The 18,842-nt window shown below is 37.8% G+C and carries 18 protein-coding genes; 10 read left to right on the top strand and 8 right to left on the bottom strand.

Features of this window, described 5'->3' with window-relative positions; genetic code table 11:
• From MED121_RS18190 to MED121_RS18175, 4 genes are all read left to right on the top strand, one after another.
• The coding region (locus tag MED121_RS18190) for an ABC-three component system protein (RefSeq protein ID WP_009835226.1) at positions 1-1,103 on the top strand (1,103 nt) is incomplete at its 5' end.
• On the top strand, positions 1,096-1,794 hold the full coding sequence (locus MED121_RS18185) for an ABC-three component system middle component 1 (protein ID WP_009835225.1): 699 nt from the start codon (positions 1,096-1,098) through the stop codon (positions 1,792-1,794). The genes MED121_RS18190 and MED121_RS18185, both read left to right, overlap by 8 nt.
• Positions 1,791-4,151, top strand: a complete 2,361-nt coding sequence (locus MED121_RS18180) for an AAA family ATPase (protein WP_009835224.1) — start codon at positions 1,791-1,793, stop codon at positions 4,149-4,151. The genes MED121_RS18185 and MED121_RS18180 overlap by 4 nt, the downstream gene beginning before the upstream one ends.
• A 184-nt stretch (positions 4,152-4,335) precedes the next feature.
• Positions 4,336-5,415 carry a hypothetical protein gene (locus MED121_RS18175; RefSeq protein WP_131471004.1) on the top strand — a complete coding sequence of 360 codons (1,080 nt, stop codon included), beginning with the start codon at positions 4,336-4,338 and terminating at the stop codon, positions 5,413-5,415.
• Between the two features lie 80 nt (positions 5,416-5,495).
• On the opposite strand, the gene MED121_RS18170 is transcribed toward MED121_RS18175, so the two are convergent.
• The 5 genes from MED121_RS18170 to MED121_RS18150 form a co-directional block, all read right to left on the bottom strand.
• Positions 5,496-6,335: a hypothetical protein gene (locus tag MED121_RS18170; protein WP_009835222.1), complete on the bottom strand. Its 840-nt coding sequence runs from the start codon at positions 6,333-6,335 to the stop codon at positions 5,496-5,498.
• Positions 6,336-6,403: 68 nt separating this feature from the next.
• Positions 6,404-6,937: a hypothetical protein gene (locus MED121_RS18165; protein ID WP_009835221.1), complete on the bottom strand. Its 534-nt coding sequence runs from the start codon at positions 6,935-6,937 to the stop codon at positions 6,404-6,406.
• A 306-nt stretch (positions 6,938-7,243) separates the two neighbouring features.
• A complete protein-coding gene (locus tag MED121_RS18160; protein WP_009835220.1) occupies positions 7,244-7,828 on the bottom strand; it encodes a paraquat-inducible protein A in 585 nt (194 codons plus the stop codon).
• A 149-nt stretch (positions 7,829-7,977) separates the two neighbouring features.
• A complete protein-coding gene (locus tag MED121_RS18155) occupies positions 7,978-8,877 on the bottom strand; it encodes a patatin-like phospholipase family protein (protein WP_009835219.1) in 900 nt (299 codons plus the stop codon).
• Between the two features lies 1 nt (position 8,878).
• Positions 8,879-9,826: an SDR family oxidoreductase gene (locus MED121_RS18150; RefSeq protein ID WP_009835218.1), complete on the bottom strand. Its 948-nt coding sequence runs from the start codon at positions 9,824-9,826 to the stop codon at positions 8,879-8,881.
• A 283-nt stretch (positions 9,827-10,109) separates the two neighbouring features.
• Between MED121_RS18150 and MED121_RS18145 the strand changes: the two genes are divergently transcribed.
• Together MED121_RS18145 and MED121_RS18140 are read left to right on the top strand one after the other, a co-directional pair.
• The gene (locus MED121_RS18145) at positions 10,110-11,003 is read left to right on the top strand and encodes an AraC family transcriptional regulator (RefSeq protein ID WP_009835217.1); all 894 of its coding nucleotides are present in this window, start codon (positions 10,110-10,112) and stop codon (positions 11,001-11,003) included.
• Positions 11,004-11,189: 186 nt separating this feature from the next.
• Complete coding sequence (locus MED121_RS18140; protein ID WP_036181027.1) at positions 11,190-11,972, top strand: transporter substrate-binding domain-containing protein; 783 nt, start codon at positions 11,190-11,192, stop codon at positions 11,970-11,972.
• Positions 11,973-12,128: 156 nt separating this feature from the next.
• On the opposite strand, the gene MED121_RS18135 is transcribed toward MED121_RS18140, so the two are convergent.
• Together MED121_RS18135 and MED121_RS18130 are read right to left on the bottom strand one after the other, a co-directional pair.
• Complete coding sequence (locus tag MED121_RS18135; protein WP_116371659.1) at positions 12,129-13,298, bottom strand: cell adhesion protein; 1,170 nt, start codon at positions 13,296-13,298, stop codon at positions 12,129-12,131.
• 337 nt (positions 13,299-13,635) lie between these two features.
• On the bottom strand, positions 13,636-14,520 hold the full coding sequence (locus MED121_RS18130; protein WP_009835212.1) for a LysR substrate-binding domain-containing protein: 885 nt from the start codon (positions 14,518-14,520) through the stop codon (positions 13,636-13,638).
• 151 nt (positions 14,521-14,671) lie between these two features.
• Here MED121_RS18130 and MED121_RS18125 point away from each other — a divergent pair, with 151 nt between their 5' ends.
• Together MED121_RS18125 and MED121_RS18120 are read left to right on the top strand one after the other, a co-directional pair.
• The gene (locus tag MED121_RS18125) at positions 14,672-15,346 is read left to right on the top strand and encodes a pirin family protein (protein ID WP_036181025.1); all 675 of its coding nucleotides are present in this window, start codon (positions 14,672-14,674) and stop codon (positions 15,344-15,346) included.
• Positions 15,347-15,404: 58 nt separating this feature from the next.
• Entirely contained in the window at positions 15,405-15,644 is a 240-nt protein-coding gene (locus MED121_RS18120; protein ID WP_036181023.1) for a DUF2798 domain-containing protein, read from the top strand.
• A 377-nt stretch (positions 15,645-16,021) separates the two neighbouring features.
• Here MED121_RS18120 and MED121_RS18115 read toward each other — a convergent pair whose 3' ends face one another.
• Entirely contained in the window at positions 16,022-16,921 is a 900-nt protein-coding gene (locus MED121_RS18115) for a LysR family transcriptional regulator (protein ID WP_009835209.1), read from the bottom strand.
• Between the two features lie 243 nt (positions 16,922-17,164).
• Here MED121_RS18115 and MED121_RS18110 point away from each other — a divergent pair, with 243 nt between their 5' ends.
• Positions 17,165-18,166, top strand: a complete 1,002-nt coding sequence (locus MED121_RS18110) for a zinc-dependent alcohol dehydrogenase family protein (RefSeq protein ID WP_009835208.1) — start codon at positions 17,165-17,167, stop codon at positions 18,164-18,166.
• Between the two features lie 156 nt (positions 18,167-18,322).
• Positions 18,323-18,814 (top strand): thioredoxin family protein, encoded by a 492-nt coding sequence (locus MED121_RS18105; RefSeq protein ID WP_009835207.1) that lies wholly within the window; start codon positions 18,323-18,325, stop codon positions 18,812-18,814.
• Positions 18,815-18,842 lie beyond the last annotated feature (28 nt).

Raw genomic sequence — 18,842 nt, 5'->3', positions numbered from 1 at the left:
ATCATATTGAAGATCCTAATGATTCTTTTATTCATAAGGCTTTTACTGAAGACAATGTTACAGAAAAAAAGGTAAAAATTCTTAGGCAAGCAAAGGAAGAAGATGATCGCTTAATTAACGAAGATAGCATTCAAACGGTTCTTAATGAGGCTTATTTATCAACGGCTGATGCAGGAGTTATAAATAGGGTTGAACAATATAGGTATGGTGATACTTTTGCATGCGATATTAATGATATTGATGAAAAAGTAAAAAATGCTATCTCTGATCTTAATCTTGCCCTGAATATTAACTCAAATGATGAAGCGTTAGATAAGCTGTTTTGTGCTCTATTAGCAAAACTAGATGAAAATGTTATTTTAAAGCATACTAACCTTAATTGTGAAAATGAAACACCGATTACTTTTAAAGAAATTATAGACCTTTTTACCAATGATCGAATTAGAGATAGTGATGATGCTTACCTAGCATCAAAATTTAAACTGCTATTCATAAAAACCTTTGAAGAGTTTCTTGATGATCAAGACTTATGCCAGCCTGATATTGCTGAAGCATATTTAAATGATGATTCTAATTTAAATGTAGTTATGGACATCTTAATAGACTTATCCGCAAATGAGTTATGGCATTACTTTAAAAAACTTAATCCTCATGTAGCTTTGGATACAGGAAAAACCATTGAAAAAGCTCTTCTTACAAATGTTGATAATTTAAAGCAATACTTATTTTCAATCTTTAGTGAAATGTGTCGTACAAAATTTATCCACAAGCAGAATGAACAGTTAATTCTATATAAAAATGGAAATAAAATTTATTTACCAACAACAATTGGGGCGCAAACTAAGAAACAATTAGTTATTAAAATAATGAACAACAGCCAGGCTATTTCATCATTATTTGAAGTGACTGCTATGGTAACAGGGTGTGAACATGCAACTGAGATTGAGTGCTTTGCCGAAGAATATTGCAGACTTTCGGAAGTAACTTTGAATGATTTTTATGTCGATGAGCCCCCTGAAAGCAGAGAAAGGATTACACAGATTTCTCACGATATTCGTCTTATAAAGGTAAGTACTGCAATAGAGGAAATAAGCAATGCTTGATATTTTACATGGACTTTGTGAATCAAACAGTCTTGTTATGCATGAGGTTGAGATAGATATTGAAGGTGTCAATTCAAAAATTGGGGTGCCTAGTAAAGAAAACGTTAATCAGGAGTATTATCTTATTCTTGAATGCGAGGCCGCGGATGATGCTCTTATTAAAAAGCTGATTAATGAGTATGCTGAGAAGTTCATGGATGTTTTAGAAAAGTTGGACTGTACGGACGAAAGTTTTAGAAAAAATAGTACGCTAATCTTATGTTGTGAAGCCGGTCATATTACCGAGAAGCTATTATTAAATTTTGAAGAAAATCCATACTTCTTTAAAAAGAATGTTATTACTTACTCTAAAAGTGAACTGGTATCTCTAAAAGAAAAACTAAATAACCAATTTAGTAATGAACACTTAAATAAATTGCTAATGAGTGATGAGGGAGGCTTATTTGATTCTTTTAAAACACAGAAGCTTGAAGATGGGAATTATTATCCATTACTTATCAGAGTAATTACAAAGCTCCCTTTTGTACATTATTTACCTCAACCAAATCAACTAGATGATTTGAGTAGTTTTGTTAGAAGTGAGTTAGATCAATCTGATTTAGAATTACTTGATTTTATTTGTGATGGTGATGAAAATTTTAGCTCCGATCTTATTGATGCAAAAGTTACATCAGCTTGGGGGGAGGTATGAGTAACTTATATCGACTGGAAAAGCTTACATTCAATAATTTTAAGTTATTTGGTGAAGAATTCACTATAAATTTTAGCGGTAATGAGCTTGTTGTATTTGATGGTCCAAACGGACATGGAAAAACAACTGTATATGATGCTATTGAACTAGCTCTCACAGGAGGGATAAGGCGTTTTAATTCAACTGAAAATCAGCAAAACCCTAAAGATGTTGTTGTTGCGTATAAAAATAGCGCAGATTGCTTTGTAAGATTGGAGTTAAGGAATGATGAAGATTGTATATTAATTGAGAGGCGATTAAAGAAGGATTTGCCTAATAGTGCAAAGAAAATTAGCAACTTCAGAAGCCTTTGGGATCTTATCTTACTCAAGAATAATGAGCGAAAAATTATTACTGAGTTTGATTTAAATGAATTAATAGGTAGCCCTAATTTAGGGCGTGACTTTACTTTGTTTCACTATGTTGAACAGGAAGATACCGCTCACTTTCTAAAGCATAAAAAAGAGAAAGAGCGTGCAGAAGCTTTGTCAGTTCTTTTTGGTGACACTATTGAAATGCAAGATAAAGTTTTTAAAGTCGAACAGATAGAAAAACGTCTTGATGAAATTCTAAGGGAAAAAGATAGAGAGAAAAAAAATCTTGAAAACAGAGGGAACTTGGAGACTTCTGAAGGTGGACAAGAATCAATATTATGTTTTAAGTCTCTGTTAGAGTGGAAAGATATACACTTTGAATGGGATAGAGAGAACATTGAGGCTCTTTCATCTGAAAAAAGAGATGGTATTTTATCAGAGCTGCATAATATTGGTAGATTAGTAAAATATCGTGAATTTTACTTAAGTCGTAGGAAACATATCCTAGCTACAAACCAACATGATGTTTTGAAACTATTTATAGCATATTCTAAGTATGTTAATAAAATAGATCAACTTAAGGAGCAGTCTAGGCAGGTTGATTTAGTTACAAAGATTACATCGTTGCTAAATTTCGAAAGTTTTAAAAAATTGCTTTCCTCAAATGATTTAGTTGAAGTTTTTTCTTTAGTTGGTTATGAATCTGGGGATGATTTTCTTAAATTTTTAAAACAGATCGTTGAAGGAAATGAACGTAATCAAGAAAGCTCAAAGTTTTTACTTGAGCTACTTGGTAATAGAAATTATTTAAAAGCTTTTTTAATTAACGAGAAGTTAGAAAAGGAATGTTTTCTTTGTGGTACTGGTTTTAATGAACACACAGAGTTGATCCAATCGATCGAAAAAAAGGAATTAGCTTTAAAATCAATTTTGACAGACGATGAGAAGCGTTTAGATAAGTTGCAAAGTGATTTTTTGAAACATACATTGCCAATATTTTTTGGGAAGACAAGTAAATTTTTATCTAATACAGTGGCTCCTTCTGAAGAGCATATTTCTGAACTGGAGAAAGCAAAAGAAATGGGCGAGCGCTTCGCTAATCTAAAGCTATGGCTGAATCAAGAAAAAATAGCTTACTCAGATTTGTTGTTGAATTATAAGCCTGAAAATAATACGGAATCTGAAATTGAAAAAAATTTATCACTTATTAGAGATAGAATTTTAGAGAAGATTAAATATAGCCCTGAAGGTTATGATGAATCAAATGATGAAATAAATTTTGATAATGTATTTAAAATTTACTTTGATTCTAATTCAAAGTATTTGAACTTACTGCATATAGAAGACATAAAACTAAAGTCTAAGTATATTCAGCAATTATTTTCCGAGATGATTACAAGTGATATAAAAAAATATCAATCTGTTAAGCAGGAAATTAATATATTAAATACCAAGAAAAGTTCTATTTACAAATTGCGGAGAAATTTAAAATCAGCAATAAGCCGTTATCAAAAACTTCTCATTAAAGATATTGAAATTCCATTCTATATTTATTCAGGAAAAGTGCTTCAGGCTCATCAGTCTGGTATTGGAAATGGAATATTCATTAAAGATAAAACAGGTGGAAATGAGCTGAAAAATATTCGATTTGTTTCCAACTGGAAAAGTGATCATGACGTCATTAATACTATGAGTTCTGGGCAAATAGCAGCAGTAGTTATTACACTTTATCTAGCACTAAATAAAGTGTATGCCAGAGGTTTTGGCACTTTGCTGATTGATGACCCTGTGCAAACGATGGATGAAATCAATATGATTTCGCTAGTTGAACTTTTAAGAAATGAGTTCTCTGATAGGCAAATTATACTTTCAACTCACGAAGACCATGTTTCAAGGTATTTTATATATAAATTTTTAAAATATAAACGATCAGTAAAGCAAATTAAATTATTGGAAAGGAAGGAATATCAACTTTCAAGTGCTGTAAAAAAAGTTGCTAATTAAACAAAACAGCCATGATAAAATCTCATAGTTTATCATGGCTTTTTATTGTCTAAAAAAGCCTCTAACACCGAATCCTCATCTATAAACCTGCTTTGTATCTCTTGCCATTTAATATATGATTTTTAACTGAATTCAATTTTTCTGTTCCTAAATTCAGATATAGGTAGCCTTTACAAGGATTTTTATGACTACGAGTACTAGCATCTATTATCAATCCATAGAAACAAATAGCTCTGACCCGACAAGTTCGTATTCTTGGAAAGAGTGCATGCATACCCGAACTACTGCTAAGCGTGCTGTAAGCAGCGGTACGATTAGATTTCGTGAAAAGCTGCTTAGAGCCCCCAAAGCTATTACCTCAAAGAAAATAGCTAAAAAAGCAAAGCCGAAAAGGCTCAAACTAGATGTAAAAGTGAGAGAGTATAAGCCGCTAGTAAGCAGGGATAAGGACAGAATGCTTAGAAGGCGATACATAAGGCGTTTGATCTTGAATGGTCAAAGGCAAATGCGCCGAAGTATTAAACAGTATGTAGATATTACTTGTGTCGGGGAGTTAAACGCTCAGATTACTTCGGATGATATCAGTACCTTTAGGGATCTAGGGAAAAGCGTCAGAGTGGCTTCTGCAAAGAAGCATTGTCAGAATTTCAGTTTGTTCACACCAATTTTAGATACCAACTTAAGTTTAAATACACACTTTCTAAGTGACACCGGCTTTGTTGTATTCATTAAAAACAATTTATTGATCGTCTTTTTACATGTGCCTAATAGCCATGCTTCTTCAAGCACTGGAATGCAGAGCTTTTTCACTGGCTTAAAAGACAAAATTAACGCCTCTAGCTTAATTAAAAAAATACCCGATATCATCATGGGCGACACGAATCAAAACGGTATTTCTACCGTGGTAAATATTCTAAATGCCATGAGTTCTGGTGGTAATAGCTATAAACTAGCAACAAAAGTCGTAACAGATTCAACCTTAAAAAATTCATTCGGTAACCTCTATGGTACTAACTCTACAGGAGAGAAGTTCTACGATATTGCTTTATATAACGAAAACACCGTTCACCTTCCTTGGATAGAGTATACCAATCAGTTTGTTTACCACGGCGTAAATGATGACGGAGATGATGGCTCAGACAGTGACGATGACGACGCAACCTATGAAGGACGCACTCATCATCAGCTAAGTAATATAGTAAGTAATGGTGCAGTTGCGGTAACAGACCATAAAGGGATCTTGTTACATGTTAGGTTGAAGTAGGGGGGATTTTAAGATGGAGCTGGTTTTTAAGGTAACAGCCACCCTATAAAATTAGAGTGACTGTATTTATAAAACCTTGCTTAAAATAAATGTGGGTCGTTTTCTCCATTATTAATACTTTGCATTTTTTGATCAGCTGTTGCTTCTATCAATAACCTATCTGCTTTGTATGAATTATTTATTACGTCGGTAATTATTTTAATTACTGACGGATCATTTAAAGTTTCTTGACCATCTGCTTTAATCGTTTTACGTATTTTCATTTCAGAGCGGTTCATTCTCTTTCCATAAGGGTTGTCGCGGGCTAAGAAATCTTTGAGTTTTACCGGATTCTGATCTCCCCATGAGTCAGCTATCATTGCATCGTCTTTAAATCCTTTTGGGTTTAAAACGGGTTTATCAAGCACTTCAATGGGCTGCACTATATTAAATGCATGATCAGTCCATTTTGAATTTGCTTCATCAAAAATAGCCCCCTCCATAGACACTGTATATATGTATTGATCTACTGTGTTTTTTCTTAAAGTATACGACGTCATATTTGCAAACTCACCGCAATTACCAACTTTAAGTGTTTTAAATATTTGAGCACTTATGCGATTAATATCTGATTTAGCTAAAACGGCAGCTTTCTTTTCTATCTCAGACCCGTTCGTTTCTAGGTTGTTAAGTTGATCATAGATCTCTTCTAAAAGTTTTGATTCGTTTTGCCTAGCCCATTGTAAAGTTGCATAGCTCATTCCATTAGTATCAATTATATCTCTGAGAACATTTCCTCGTTTAAATGGACTTATTTCATTTACAGCATCTTGTTCTCCAGCCAGCTGTATCAATGAAAGTGGGCTTCTTGATGAAGGGCTAAATGACCCTCGCTTTATTCTATTTTTCTTCAAATATGAGTTCTGTTTCAGTGCAAACATATTCTGCCTCGTATTGGTGACTTCAACTTAGAAAATTAATGAAAGGGGGCTTAATTTCGTTAAACCGCTTAAATTGAGTTATATTGATCTCGTGTGAAACCATCCACTCGTACACGGGCTATATTATTAGCCGCTATTTGGAAGGCTTCACATCCGGGTTGAAATGCGTGACCGTTTATACCAACTCTATCAACACTTATTATTCCTCGTCCTGGCATAGTGTCGTAAGTCCAATTTGTTGTTCTGTTTTCTAGCCAAAGATGTGATGGTGTAACATCATTTCCATTGAAAGCACCACATAGCCAAATGTCATCATCTGTATCGACTGTCCTAGGTCGGCTAAGAAGTGCAATTGTTTGCATCGTTTCACTTCTTATTGTAGAAAGTGGTCTTCCGTGTAAATTAGATCCATTATCGTATTGATTTCCTATATCACTACATAATTCGGTGTAATCAATGTTAGTTTGCTGAGCTGTTATCCTGTTGCCATTTAAAGCCCAAGCGTGACATGACATTTGATTCATTGTTGTGATTTTTTGGATAACTCTGTTTTCTTCAAGAGTTTTCTTAAACGGTTTTACTTTTTCCATTTTTTTATACATGTTTCAGCCCTCAATAAATTATTTCAATTACTTCCTAACCCCATAGGCTTTAAAGATGAGTTATCACATAACCATTTCGTTTATCTAATATTACCCATTTCATTAAATTAACCTCTGGCTATTCAATGAAGTATTCGGCTTTAACTATGTAGTATTTGCAGGAAGTAATAGGTTTCTTGGTCAGGTTGAGAGAGAAGCTTTTATAAAAGAGTGGGGGAGTAAGTTGGTATGATAAAAAATTCACCTCGTTCCCAGAGAAGTCAGTTCTGGGAACGAGAGGTGGTGGCTTGGTGTAACTGGTTTTTATTAACTTTGCTCAACTACTATTTTTGCCTTTGCTTTATGGCTGCTTTGGCTTAGGTGTGTACCTAACAAAGACAATAAGCAATAGCCCGTAAAATAGTAAAAGCCTGCTCCCGCTGCAGATAGGGTTTGGCTACTGATGAGTAAATCAATGTTTAAACCAAAGGCTGAGATGGCTTCTCTATTTACGGTTTCACTGTGGTTAGTCGATAAGATAGCCAAAAAAATCGCGACAGTGAAAACATCTGCCATGGACCACTTTCCGATACTAGCGACAAACTTTAAGATTTTGGCTTCTTTATCGGCATTTTTAATGAAGTATGAAAAGCTAACCAATGAAGTTTTTAGTAAGGGAATACAAACGGAAAATAAAAAAATCAGTACTGCCACAATAAAGCGTTGATCTAGCCATAGCTCTTCAACTGTGGCGATAATGGATAACTCTTTATCGATCAAATTGGGTGTGAAGTTAGAGCCCATTACATTGATGCCCATCTCCATGGATAAAGACAGCATGGGCAACATTATCCCAGGGATGAAGAGGCCAATAGCGATAATGTTAAGGGCAAATCCTAGATGTTTTTTCATTCTTTATTAGCGAGTCAGTATTAAGGTGGGCTGATTATGTCGCAGCTGTAGATAGCTTCTCAAGTAAATTAGCTATTTACAGCCTTTCTTTACGTTGATAGAACTTAACCAGACTGATTAGCATCTGCTTTTCTTAGTACCTTTCTGTGTTAAAGCTCTTTTAGCAATTTTTCCAGCTTAGGCATTTGCGCCATCATGGCTTTGTAACCTGCATTGATCGCATCTTTTTTCGAGTTAAAATTTCGATTCTCATCTGGTTCATAATCAGGTCTGATAACTATGTCTGCACGATTGATTTCTGCTTCACTGAGTTTGCAGGCAAGTAACCTAAAGGTTGATAGCTGCATGCTTAAAGAGGTGTTTTTAGCTGGTTTTTGGTTGCCACAATATATGTCCACTGCAATGACTAAATCTGCCCCCATCGCTTTGGCATACTCTACTGGTACGACATTCAATACTCCTCCATCAACTAGCAGATGATCTTCATGCTCAACAGGAATGAAAGCACCAGGAATTGTGGAAGAGGTTTGCACCGCTTCGCCAGGGCTTCCATCTCTAATTAGAACAGACTCTAGGCTTGTCATGTCGGTTGCCGTAATCCCAATAGGGATGGGCATGTCTGAGAGTTTTTGCTGTGGTACTGAATCATTGATCCATTGGGCTAGGCTTTGCCCATTCATTATCCCTTTGCGTGATAAAACCATATCCATGATATCTGTTTCATTAAAATTACTGATGATGCTTTCCAACTCAACATAAGGTTTGCCTGATGCATAAAGGGTGGCGGCAATGGAACCCGCCGAAGACCCTGTGACTATATCTGCTTTTATTTGGGCTTCTTCTAAGGCTTTGATCACGCCAAGGTGCATATAGCCACGGATACCACCGCCGCCAAAGGCTATGCCAATTTGTTTTTTATCACCCGTTTGCTTTTCTATAAACTGATCGTCGAGTTCAGACGCTTTAACTAGCTCCAATTGTGGGTAGTTATTATTTTGCGCACAGCCTGTGAGTATTAGCATCAAGAAAGTGATGAGCTTAATCTTCATTTTAGAATGACCAAGTCAGGGCGGTTTTTTCTTCTGATAAGGCCCAAAGTTGATTGGCCATATCTTGGTTTAAGGCGACATTATCTAATGAGCACTCTCCAACTGGGCCAACCGTGTCGGCTCTTTTCGTTGGACCATATAGGCGCTTTTGGGCGAGCCCATCTTGAGTAGCACACATAACCTCTGGCCAAGCGCCTTTTTGTGCAGATTGCGCAATGATTCGTGAAAGAAGTGACCAAAGCACTTTGTTAAAAGTGCTGGCTGTATCCATGAGCAAGTTGGTTCTGGATGCGCCCGGGTGACATACAAACACCTTGGTGTTTTTGCCTGCTGCCTTGATACGATCTTGTAGCTGGTAGGCAAACATCATTTGAGCTAGCTTACTTTGAGCGTAGGAATCCCATGCCGTGTATTTTTGATCAAAATTAAGGTCGTTAAATTGAATTTTCTTTAAACCCATTTTGTAAGCATTACTGCCTACAACAACGATACGTCCTTGGGACGTTTCTATTCGATCGAAAAGCATGCCACATAGGAGAAAGTGACCAAAGTGATTCACGCCGAGTTGGCTTTCAAAGCCATCTTGGGTGATTTCTTGCTTAGCAACTTGGGCAATGGCGCCGTTGCAGATGAGGGCATCTATTTGCTTTGTTGTGTCTAATACTTGTGTCGCCGCTTCTCTTACTGAATCAAGAATGGCGAGATCCATGCTGATAAAACTGACTTCTGCTTTATCGCCAAATTCCTGCTTTAAATTTGTGATGGCAAGGATGGACTTTTGAGTGTTGCGATTAAGCATGATGACTTTTGCACCTTTGCTCAGCAGAGTGCGGGTTGCTTGGAAGCCTGCGCCACTATTTGCGCCAGTGATAAGATAGGTTTTGCCCATAAGAGAGCCAAGTCGTTCTGGTGTCCAGCCTTGGGGGTCAAATGTGTTTGTTTGCGTCATTGTTTATAATCCAAAATTTGTCTGTGTTTAAAGGTCAGTACATTTGTGTTTTTCATTGCAGATAAATATAACTCTCAGGTTTGAGGGTAAATAGGCGAAATAGTCTCTAAAACATGCCTATTTGTATCGCTGTATTGAGTTGTTGAATCTCTGGTGCTAATTTGAATCTGTCTTTAATCGGCGTTTTATTTATGCCTAATTGACCTGTTTTTTTAATCGATATTGAAAAGTCTTTGAAAAATATCTAACTGTCATTTAAGAAGAATTGATATACGTGGCGTGTATGAGTAAAGCATTAATCAAACAACTTGTTGAAACGAATATTCATGATGATGGTATGGTGGAAACCGGTGTGAAGGGGGTACAGCTTTTTCGCGTCACTCGTCCAGTTCGCTGCGCCCCTGCTATTTATGAACCGACTCTTGTTGTGATTTTGAGTGGGTCGAAAGAAGCGATCATCAATGGCCAAAGGTATGTTTACGACAGTCGTCAATATATGTGTTGCCCTATCTCTATGCCGGTGGAGGCTGGCACGCCAGAGGCTTCCTCTGAAAACCCTTTGTTAGGTGTTTATATTTCATTGGATACAAAAGTCATGACAGAACTCGCACTAGAAATGGATACGGCTCAAGGTGCTATTCGCCAGTCTCAAGCAAGCGGTTTGTCGCCAAGCTTTACGTTTTCTGATTGGGATGATGCCTTTACTGATGCGCTTTTACGCTTGCTTAACTTACTAAAGAACCCTGCTGATATTTCGATTTTAGGAGAAGGGCGGTTACGAGAGTTGTATTACGCTGTGTTAAAAGGAGCAGCGGGGGCATCTGCAAGGGGGGCATTTGGAGTGGGCAATGACATTGCTAGAAGCATAGCGTATTTATCAAACAACCTAGCTAAGCCAATAAATATCGAGGTGATGGCCTCTCAACTTGGTATGAGTCGGGCCGTTTTACATCGTAAATTCAAGCAAGCTACCATGATGTCACCGATTCAATTTGTAAAATCCATGCGGCTCAATACCGCGGCAATCAAGATAGCTGGCGGTATGAGTGTTAATTCAGCTGCGATGGAAGTGGGCTATGTTAGCTCGTCTCAATTCAGCAGAGAATTCAAGCGCATGTACGGACAATCACCCAAGCAGTGGATTAGCTCAAAACCAGTTACCCAAGGGGCTCTTTAGTTATCTTGTTTAGTTATTTTGTTCAGCTAGCGCTTAGTTTAAAAGCGGACTGCTCTGTTAACAGCCTGCTTGGTTAGCCACACACTGGATTCACGAGATCTCTGGTAAAGGGTTAAGTGTTAAGTGTTAAGTGTTTTCGTTATGATGCGTTAGTATGATGGGATGTTTCAAATGTAGGCGCGTTCGGTGAAAAAAATATTCTTAATGCTCTTTATTTTCCAATTATCGCCAACGGCTTGGTCTGAGGTAATTGTAAAACTAGCAAATGGTGAGTGGCCGCCATACCATTCAATAAACCTTAAACATCATGGTGTCGCCTCACATATTATTGAAGAGGCGTTTGCCCTAGAAGGGATCAAGGTTCACTATCATTTTGTACCTTGGAAGCGGGGCATGAAGATGGCTGAATATGGTGAGTTAAATGGTACGGCTGTTTGGCGATATCAGTCAGATATCCAAGAAAAATTCTATTATAGCGACCCTGTCTTCACCAGCGAGACGGTCTTCTTCCATTTAAAATCCTTTCCCTTTGCCTGGAATGAGTTTACTGACCTTAAAGGGCTGCGAATAGGTGGAACGATTGGCTATACCTATAATGAGGATTACCGAAAAGCGGAAGCATCAAAAGAGTATAATATTCAACGTATATCGAATGATGAGTTAAATTTCTCCATGCTACTTCGTAACAGAATTGATATTTTCCCGATCACAAAAGAAGTTGGCTATTTCCTATTACAGACCCAATATACGCAAAATCAAGCGGGCTTATTTACCTATCATGCTAAAAGCATGACACCAGAACATGAAAGGACACTTCATCTCTTATTATCGAAGCATGACGAGAAGAATCAGCAGCTCATGGCGTCATTTAATAAAGGTCTTAAAAAGCTAAAAGAAAGCGGCCTGTATCATCAATATTTAAAGGATCTTAAGGAAGGAAAGTACCTTCAAAACGCTGATGTTGAATGATGTTTTGTGCTCGATTTATTTATCTCGCTTTTTTAAGTTTAAGTGAATAGTAAAAACCAAACTAGTGAAGTAAAAATAACTGAGTGAGTCTTTGTTTAAGGTTTACCCACTCAATTATTCCTTTTTATCATGTATTAACAGTGTTAAAGCATGACTTTAATAGTCTTTAACTTCAAATTGATCATCTGCAGGGTCAGCAGTATATCGACCTTCAACTTGATCCCATTCATAGCTATTTCCCATCATAAATTTTATGCGATTATCTGATGTGGAAGCACTGGCTGCATCATAGCCTGTTTCGCTGCGTGTCCCCCACCAATTAATGCTAACTTCTTCTGGGGCAGCAGAATCCATGGATTGAAAATACCACCTGCGCGCATGGTTGTGTTTTGACGTAATGTCCCAAGCATTGAGATACCAAAAACGGTTGTTGATGAGAGCAACATTACTTTCTAAAGCGGTATTTTGATCGCCAATCCAAACATCAAAAATGAGAGATGTTTTATACCATTCTACGGCAATGTCTTGATCGGCAATCATCTCATTGATGGCCCAGCGAACTCGTTCACCTGTCCAGTCATTTTGGCCATCACCATTTTTGTCACCTAAATAACTTTTTCCATCTTGAGACCAAAAAGGATCTAATAAAGCAATACGTTCAGGCATGAGGTTGTTAGCTAGTGAACCACTATTTATCCCATCATTGATTTGCTGTGCGACAAACACGGCGAGTTGATTACCTAAAGAATGTCCTGCAAAGCGAATGTTGCCTGATGTATTATCTGCTAACACAGTACTAATTTGCTGAAAAGCAATTTCACCAACAGATATACTTGGTGATTGGGTTGTACTATAGCTGCCATCGCTTAAGCGATAACGCATGCCTTTATTGCCATTAGCGCTCCACATTTTTGCTTCGGCATCTTTCACTTCGCCTTCGTCTGCAAACTGATTCCAATGGAAAATACCGACATTCCAACCTTGCTCTTTCCATGTTTTCATGGTGTTTTCATTAATATCAGCAAATTCAAAGTTTTCTCGGCGATATCCTTCTTCAGCTGATCCATTTTGCCAACCATGGAAGTAGATCACTGTTGGTTTGCTGTCATCATAGTAGCTACTATTTTGGGAGATAAGAGAACCGTCATGATTAACGGCTTTTACTTGGCTTTCATTACCGCCCACCATTTTGGCCCAATGTAAGCCATAGTCGAGATAGTCTTGCGCAGCATAGGTTAAGCCTGACATTGAGATAGACATGGAGATAGATGAAAGGCACAAAAAGCTTTTAACTGGTTTGCTAAGTCGTGTCGAATTTTCAAACATATTTTTTCCCTTAATTGAGAAAATGCACCTAATGGATGATTTGTTTAATTAAATATCCTTAAAGTGAATTTTCATGCGTTTTATTTTTATTGAAAATCGAGAATATGAAAATATTGTGCATAAAACAAACAATTACAGATATGATTTTTTGTTATTTCTTTGTGATGAAGATATTTGAATTGGCTATATCTAATGTTTTAAATTCACAAGGTTTCTGATCAATTCATTTATTAATCATTTATCTCTTTGTTAATCAGTGGTTTATATATAAAACACCTTTTTATAAAGATTCATTTATTAATAATTTATGTGTGTTCTTATCACTTTAAAGAAATGATTAAACTTTGTCTGACAAAATTCTATCAATAAACCAACGGGCTGCTTTGCCTTTGTTATTGCGCTTCCAAGAACAATACTGAGGGGTACTCTGGGTAGGCTCTGCGGTTTCTAATGTGACTAAAGTACCTTCATCTAACTTGCCTTGAATCTTGTGTCTGGGTAAAAATCCAATGCCGATGCCTGCTTCTATGAGGCTGATTTTCTGTGCCATAGAAGCGACTTTGATTTGTTTTTGCTTAGCCATGATTCGATGGGACTGAATAGGAGACTGTCTGGATGAGTCTTTGATGACGATGGATGTGTAAGCTGTCATCATCTCGTTTGTTAATGGAAGACTTGTCTTTGTAAGCGGGTGATCTTTGGCGGTAACAAGGCACCATTGGCTTTGCATCATTTCTTTAAATTGTAAGCCTTGTATGGTGGCGCTTGGCGGTGGTCCACCTAACACAATATCGGCTCTGTCTTCTATCAAAGCCTCTAAACTGCCCCCCATGACCTCTTCTAACAGATTGATCTCAACACCCGTATTGAGTTGCTGAAACTCAGCGAGAATGGGCAAGAGTTGTTCTATGTCCCAAACCGTATCCAGTGCAATATTAAGGCTAACCTCCCACCCAGAGTCGACTTGATGGGCTTTATCTATCATGGCTTGGGTAGCCAGTAGAAGATGTCTGCCTTCCTCTAATAAAACCCGACCGGCTGGTGTGAGGACAGAGCGCCTGCCTTCCTTTCTGAAAATCACAAAGCCTAAGTCTTCTTCGAGCTTTTGCACTGTATAGGTCAGGGTGGAAGGGACACGAAAGAGAGCATTGGCGGCCGCGGCAAAGCTGCCTTTTTTATCTATCGCATCGAGTACTTCAAGTGCATCTAATGTGAGCTTCATTTTTGTATCCTTACCTCAAACGGCTTAAATTAAAGTGTTCAGTTTTTTCGAACAAATTAGTGAATTTATTCTGATTATTTAATTTTAATTCTTTATTTACAATGTTTTTAGCTTCAAAAAAACAAACAAATAAATTTAAAAGGAAATGATTATGACGATTTTACACAGAGATTCTCTTAAACGTGGTGGTTTTGCTGGTCTTAAAGAAACACGCCTTATTCATGATAAAAAAGTAGGGGGAGATGATTCAACTTGGAACGGTTTAGGCCAGTTTATTTTCTTAGCCGATGCAAGGTATTTACCTTATGGAGAAACCAGAATGCACCCTCACCATGAGGTGGATGTGATTACTGTCATGCTAGAAGGCAACTTACAGCATGAAGGCTCGTTAGAGCACGGGCAGTCTCTTTCTGGTTATCAAGTTCAAGCACAAAGAGCCGGTGCTGAAGGGTTTGAGCACAATGAAATTAATCCAGATGCTACGGGGAATCGCATACTTCAGCTTTGGGCCTTGCCCGAAACCTTGGGCGAACCTGCTGCTTATAAACTTTATGAGCCAAAAGAGAATGAGTTAACCCGTATTTATGGGGGGAGTAAGTTGCAAGCAGAGACTTTTGATAGCCACACCTTGATTGATATTGGCTTGTTGAAACAAGGCAAACATATTGAGCTAGAAGGTGAGTTTTTAGCTTATATCAGCCAAGGAGAAGGTTTGCTTAATGGTGAATTGGTCAAAGATGGCGACTTAATAAGAGGGGAAAAGATGGACCTTACAGTAACCAGCGAGCGCCTGCATATTAGCCTTGTTCGCCAGCAAATTAATTAAACCCAGAATTAAACTTAGCGTTAAACAAGAGTAACTAAATTGATTGGAGGTTAAGGTAATGTTTCATGTTAAATATTCTAGTTTTTTGTTTGGATTCTTTATGGCGTTATTAATGTCTGGTGCCATGTCATTTGCCATGACACTTATACAACTTGGAGCAGAAGACTTAATCCGTTTGCTGTCGAATTGGTTCATTGCTTGGGGGATCTCATTTGCTGTCGCCCTGCCTGTTACTTTTATGATTACTCCCTTGGTGGGGTGGATTGTTAAATCTTTGACAAGAAGCGCTTTAGCATAAAGCCTCTCATGAAAAGGCCAGCGCTTGGTGAGGCGTATGTGAGTCTAGTGAAAGAATGAGGCCTTGGGTTGTTTACTAGGGAAGCTGCGAATAAGTCCTCCCGCCTCAGCGTGTGGATAAAACGCCTGAGATTTAAGGCGAGAGTCGCAACTTAATAGTGACTCTATTGATAAGGCTCTCAACTTATAGATAAGGCTTTAAGGCCACGCCCTTCGGGTCTTTCAGAAAAAAGTGTCATCCTGTGTTGTCCCTTCTCGAAAGGTACCTACATTACGTCAAAGTGACGCCTTGTTTGACACTTTTTCTGATAAGACTGAGAAGAGGTGACTTAATCGCAGTTTCCCTATTCTAATACTTTGATTTAGTTGTGATTATTTTCAATGACTATTTTCAATGATAGTTTTCTTGATAAAGTCTAAAAACACTCTGATTTTGGGTGCAATAAATTGACGGTTCAGATAAATTCCATAGGTAGATGTAAGGTGTTCATTAGGGCTAAAGGTGTATTGCGGGAGAAGCTGCAATAATGATTTTTCTTCCAACTCACTTTTTACTGCCCATTGAGGAATAAGTGCGATACCAGCGTGATTTAATATTAACTGCTTTTGACCATTTACTGAGTTAACACTAATTGTTTTCTCTAAGTTTAAGCTTTGTTTCTTATTGGCGAGTAAATACCAAGACTGCCAACCTGAGTAACCATAATGAATACATTGATGTTTAATCAGGTCATCTGGAGACACTATTTCTGGATGTTTGCTTAAATAGTGTGGGCTGGCACAAGGTATAAAATTGTTGTCCATTAGCTTGGTTGCAATTAAGCTGGAGTCCTCCAGTTTCCCACTTCGAATTGCAATATCGATATTGTCTTCAACAAGGTCGACCACTTTTTCAGTTAGGTCTAATTCTACTTTAATTGCTGGATACTGCTCTAGGAAAAGCGGAATAAGCGGTAAAACCACACTTTCACCAAACCCCACTGTAAGGTTTAATCTAAGCAGCCCTTTTGGGCTTTCTTGGAGATCATTTACGACACGCTTTGCTTCATCTAATTCAGCCACAATACGCTGGCTATACTCGTAGTACTTTCTGCCAGCTTCAGTTAACCCTATATTACGTGTTGTTCTACTTAGAAGACGAACTGATAGCTCTTTTTCTAGTGCAATGATCTGTCTAGAAATAGAAGAAGGCTGAACATTATAAAGCTGGCTAGCCGCTGAAATACTGCCTAATTCAACGACAGCATTAAAGTAATGTAAACGGGTGATTTGGCTCATTTCTTAACCTTTTAATTCCTGCTTTAAAATCTTACTCACGGTGAGAGTAAAGGTGAATTTTAACAAGTTGTTTGCTTTAAAGGCAAAAGTCAGTTGCCTTTTGTGGTGTTAACGGTTTTTTAGGCAAGGATTAAACTAAGTATCAATGAATTAGTGAGGTGTTTATCTCGATTAATTTAAACACTTGGTATGAGACGCCAAGAAAATATTGATTAGTGAAATGAGTGCAGATAAGGAAAAACTATGACAACCCTCAGTCAAATGGGAATGAAGGCTATGGTCGTTAAAGAAAAAGGCCAGAGTGATGTCTTCAAACTAGAGCAAAAGAGTAAGCCAAGTATAAAACCAGGCCATGTTCTGGTCCAAGTTGCAGCAAGTAGTGTTAACCCTTTAGATACTATGTTGCGCTCTTCAGATACGCCTTGGTCTGAAAATCTCCCTGATATCTTGCATGGAGATGTTGCAGGAACTGTCGTTGAAATAGCCGATGATGTGAACCGCTTTAAACTAGGTGATGAGATATATGGATGTGCCGGAGGCATTGCTGGCATAGATGGAGCCTTAGCGGAATTCATGTTAGTTGATGCTGATTTAATCGCACTTAAACCTAAAACATTGTCTATGAGAGAGTCTGCGGCGCTGCCGTTAGTTTCAATCACTGCATGGGAAGCATTAAGGGAGAAACTTAATATTCAACCCAGAGAACATATATTGATACATGGGGCAGCAGGTGGTGTTGGCCATATTGCGATACAGTTAGCAAAGTTTTTTGGCGCTAAAGTGAGCGCTACGAGTACCCCTAGAAATATGGAGGCTGCCGCTCAATTTAACCAAGATAATTTAATTAATGTAAAAAAAGAATCGGTCGCTGACTATGTCGCAAACTATGCCAATGGTAAAGGGTTTGATGCAGTTTTTGATACCATCGCAGGTGAGAATATTCAACGAAGTTTTGACGCTGTAAAAATTAATGGATCTGTAGTGACTACCTTGCCTGTTGAGAATGTTTTGTCTGTCGCGTTAAAAAGCTTGAGTTTTCATAGTGTGCTTATGTTGATTCCTTTGGTTGAGGGAATTAATCGAAAAAAACATGGTGAAATATTGGAGAAAATAGCGACATTAGTGGACTCAGGCGCAATTAAGCCCCTGATAGATGAGTCTGATTATAGTATTTGGCAGGTAGCTAAAGCGCATGACCGCTTATCATCAGGGCATGCAACAGGCAAAGTTGTGATGAGGGTTTAATCTTAGCTCGAGTTCAATGTAGGCATGCCCATCTCACCTTTTTATTTATCCCTTGCTCGCGTCTTAATAAGGTGAAAATGATTTTAATTTATTTGTGGCTGGCGACTGGTAAGATAGTGCTCGAGATTAATAACAAGTAAAGGTGATGGTTAGCGCATGGCATTTAAAAACTTTTTTGAGCAAGGGATAGATTTTAAAACCTTTTTAGCTCAAGGCACTGAAGAAGAGGCGCTTGCTGTGATTAAAGCGGCTGATGCTTTAACAAGTCAACTAACCCAACCGCTGGCAATGAGCATTGCCAGTTTGGAGCAGGACGCTAATATACTCATAGCGGGTGAAACTTGGTGTCCAGATTGTCAGTTAAATGTCACCGCGATTAGTGCAATGGCCGAGCTTCAACCTAAGATATCCATCTCAATTGTTAGCCGTGATTTTGCTCAAGAGAAGCTACTCGATAAGCTAGATATTACTGAGGTTAAAATCCCTTTAGTGGTTGTGCTTGATCAATATTACCAACCCAAAGGCCTGTTTATCGAACAGCCAACTAAGGTGGCAGAAAGCCAGGATGAGGCTTTAAAAGCGGCCTATGATAATGCCGAGCTTTTAACTCACACCATTGAAGAAGTGCTAGATATTATCGCTCGATAAACTCTCTTCTCATGTCTTATTTTTTATA

Source organism: Marinomonas sp. MED121 (assembly GCF_000153025.1).
Taxonomy (GTDB): Bacteria; Pseudomonadota; Gammaproteobacteria; order Pseudomonadales; family Marinomonadaceae; genus Marinomonas.
The sequence above is the reverse complement of the archived record's forward strand: the minus strand, read 5'-3'. Positions and strand labels throughout refer to the sequence as shown.

Bases quoted from the DNA above. Each gene is read 5' to 3' on its own strand.
- MED121_RS18145 (WP_009835217.1), top strand. From the start codon at position 10,110: ATGAGTAAAGCATTAATCAAACAACTTGTTGAAACGAATATTCATGAT.
- MED121_RS18155 (WP_009835219.1), bottom strand. From the start codon at position 8,877: ATGAAGATTAAGCTCATCACTTTCTTGATGCTAATACTCACAGGCTGT.
- MED121_RS18150 (WP_009835218.1), bottom strand. From the start codon at position 9,826: ATGACGCAAACAAACACATTTGACCCCCAAGGCTGGACACCAGAACGA.
- MED121_RS18115 (WP_009835209.1), bottom strand. From the start codon at position 16,921: ATGAGCCAAATCACCCGTTTACATTACTTTAATGCTGTCGTTGAATTA.
- MED121_RS18135 (WP_116371659.1), bottom strand. From the start codon at position 13,298: ATGTTTGAAAATTCGACACGACTTAGCAAACCAGTTAAAAGCTTTTTG.
- MED121_RS18125 (WP_036181025.1), top strand. From the start codon at position 14,672: ATGACGATTTTACACAGAGATTCTCTTAAACGTGGTGGTTTTGCTGGT.
- MED121_RS18130 (WP_009835212.1), bottom strand. From the start codon at position 14,520: ATGAAGCTCACATTAGATGCACTTGAAGTACTCGATGCGATAGATAAA.
- MED121_RS18165 (WP_009835221.1), bottom strand. From the start codon at position 6,937: ATGTATAAAAAAATGGAAAAAGTAAAACCGTTTAAGAAAACTCTTGAA.
- MED121_RS18105 (WP_009835207.1), top strand. From the start codon at position 18,323: ATGGCATTTAAAAACTTTTTTGAGCAAGGGATAGATTTTAAAACCTTT.
- MED121_RS18120 (WP_036181023.1), top strand. From the start codon at position 15,405: ATGTTTCATGTTAAATATTCTAGTTTTTTGTTTGGATTCTTTATGGCG.
- MED121_RS18160 (WP_009835220.1), bottom strand. From the start codon at position 7,828: ATGAAAAAACATCTAGGATTTGCCCTTAACATTATCGCTATTGGCCTC.
- MED121_RS18185 (WP_009835225.1), top strand. From the start codon at position 1,096: ATGCTTGATATTTTACATGGACTTTGTGAATCAAACAGTCTTGTTATG.
- MED121_RS18110 (WP_009835208.1), top strand. From the start codon at position 17,165: ATGACAACCCTCAGTCAAATGGGAATGAAGGCTATGGTCGTTAAAGAA.
- MED121_RS18180 (WP_009835224.1), top strand. From the start codon at position 1,791: ATGAGTAACTTATATCGACTGGAAAAGCTTACATTCAATAATTTTAAG.
- MED121_RS18175 (WP_131471004.1), top strand. From the start codon at position 4,336: ATGACTACGAGTACTAGCATCTATTATCAATCCATAGAAACAAATAGC.
- MED121_RS18170 (WP_009835222.1), bottom strand. From the start codon at position 6,335: ATGTTTGCACTGAAACAGAACTCATATTTGAAGAAAAATAGAATAAAG.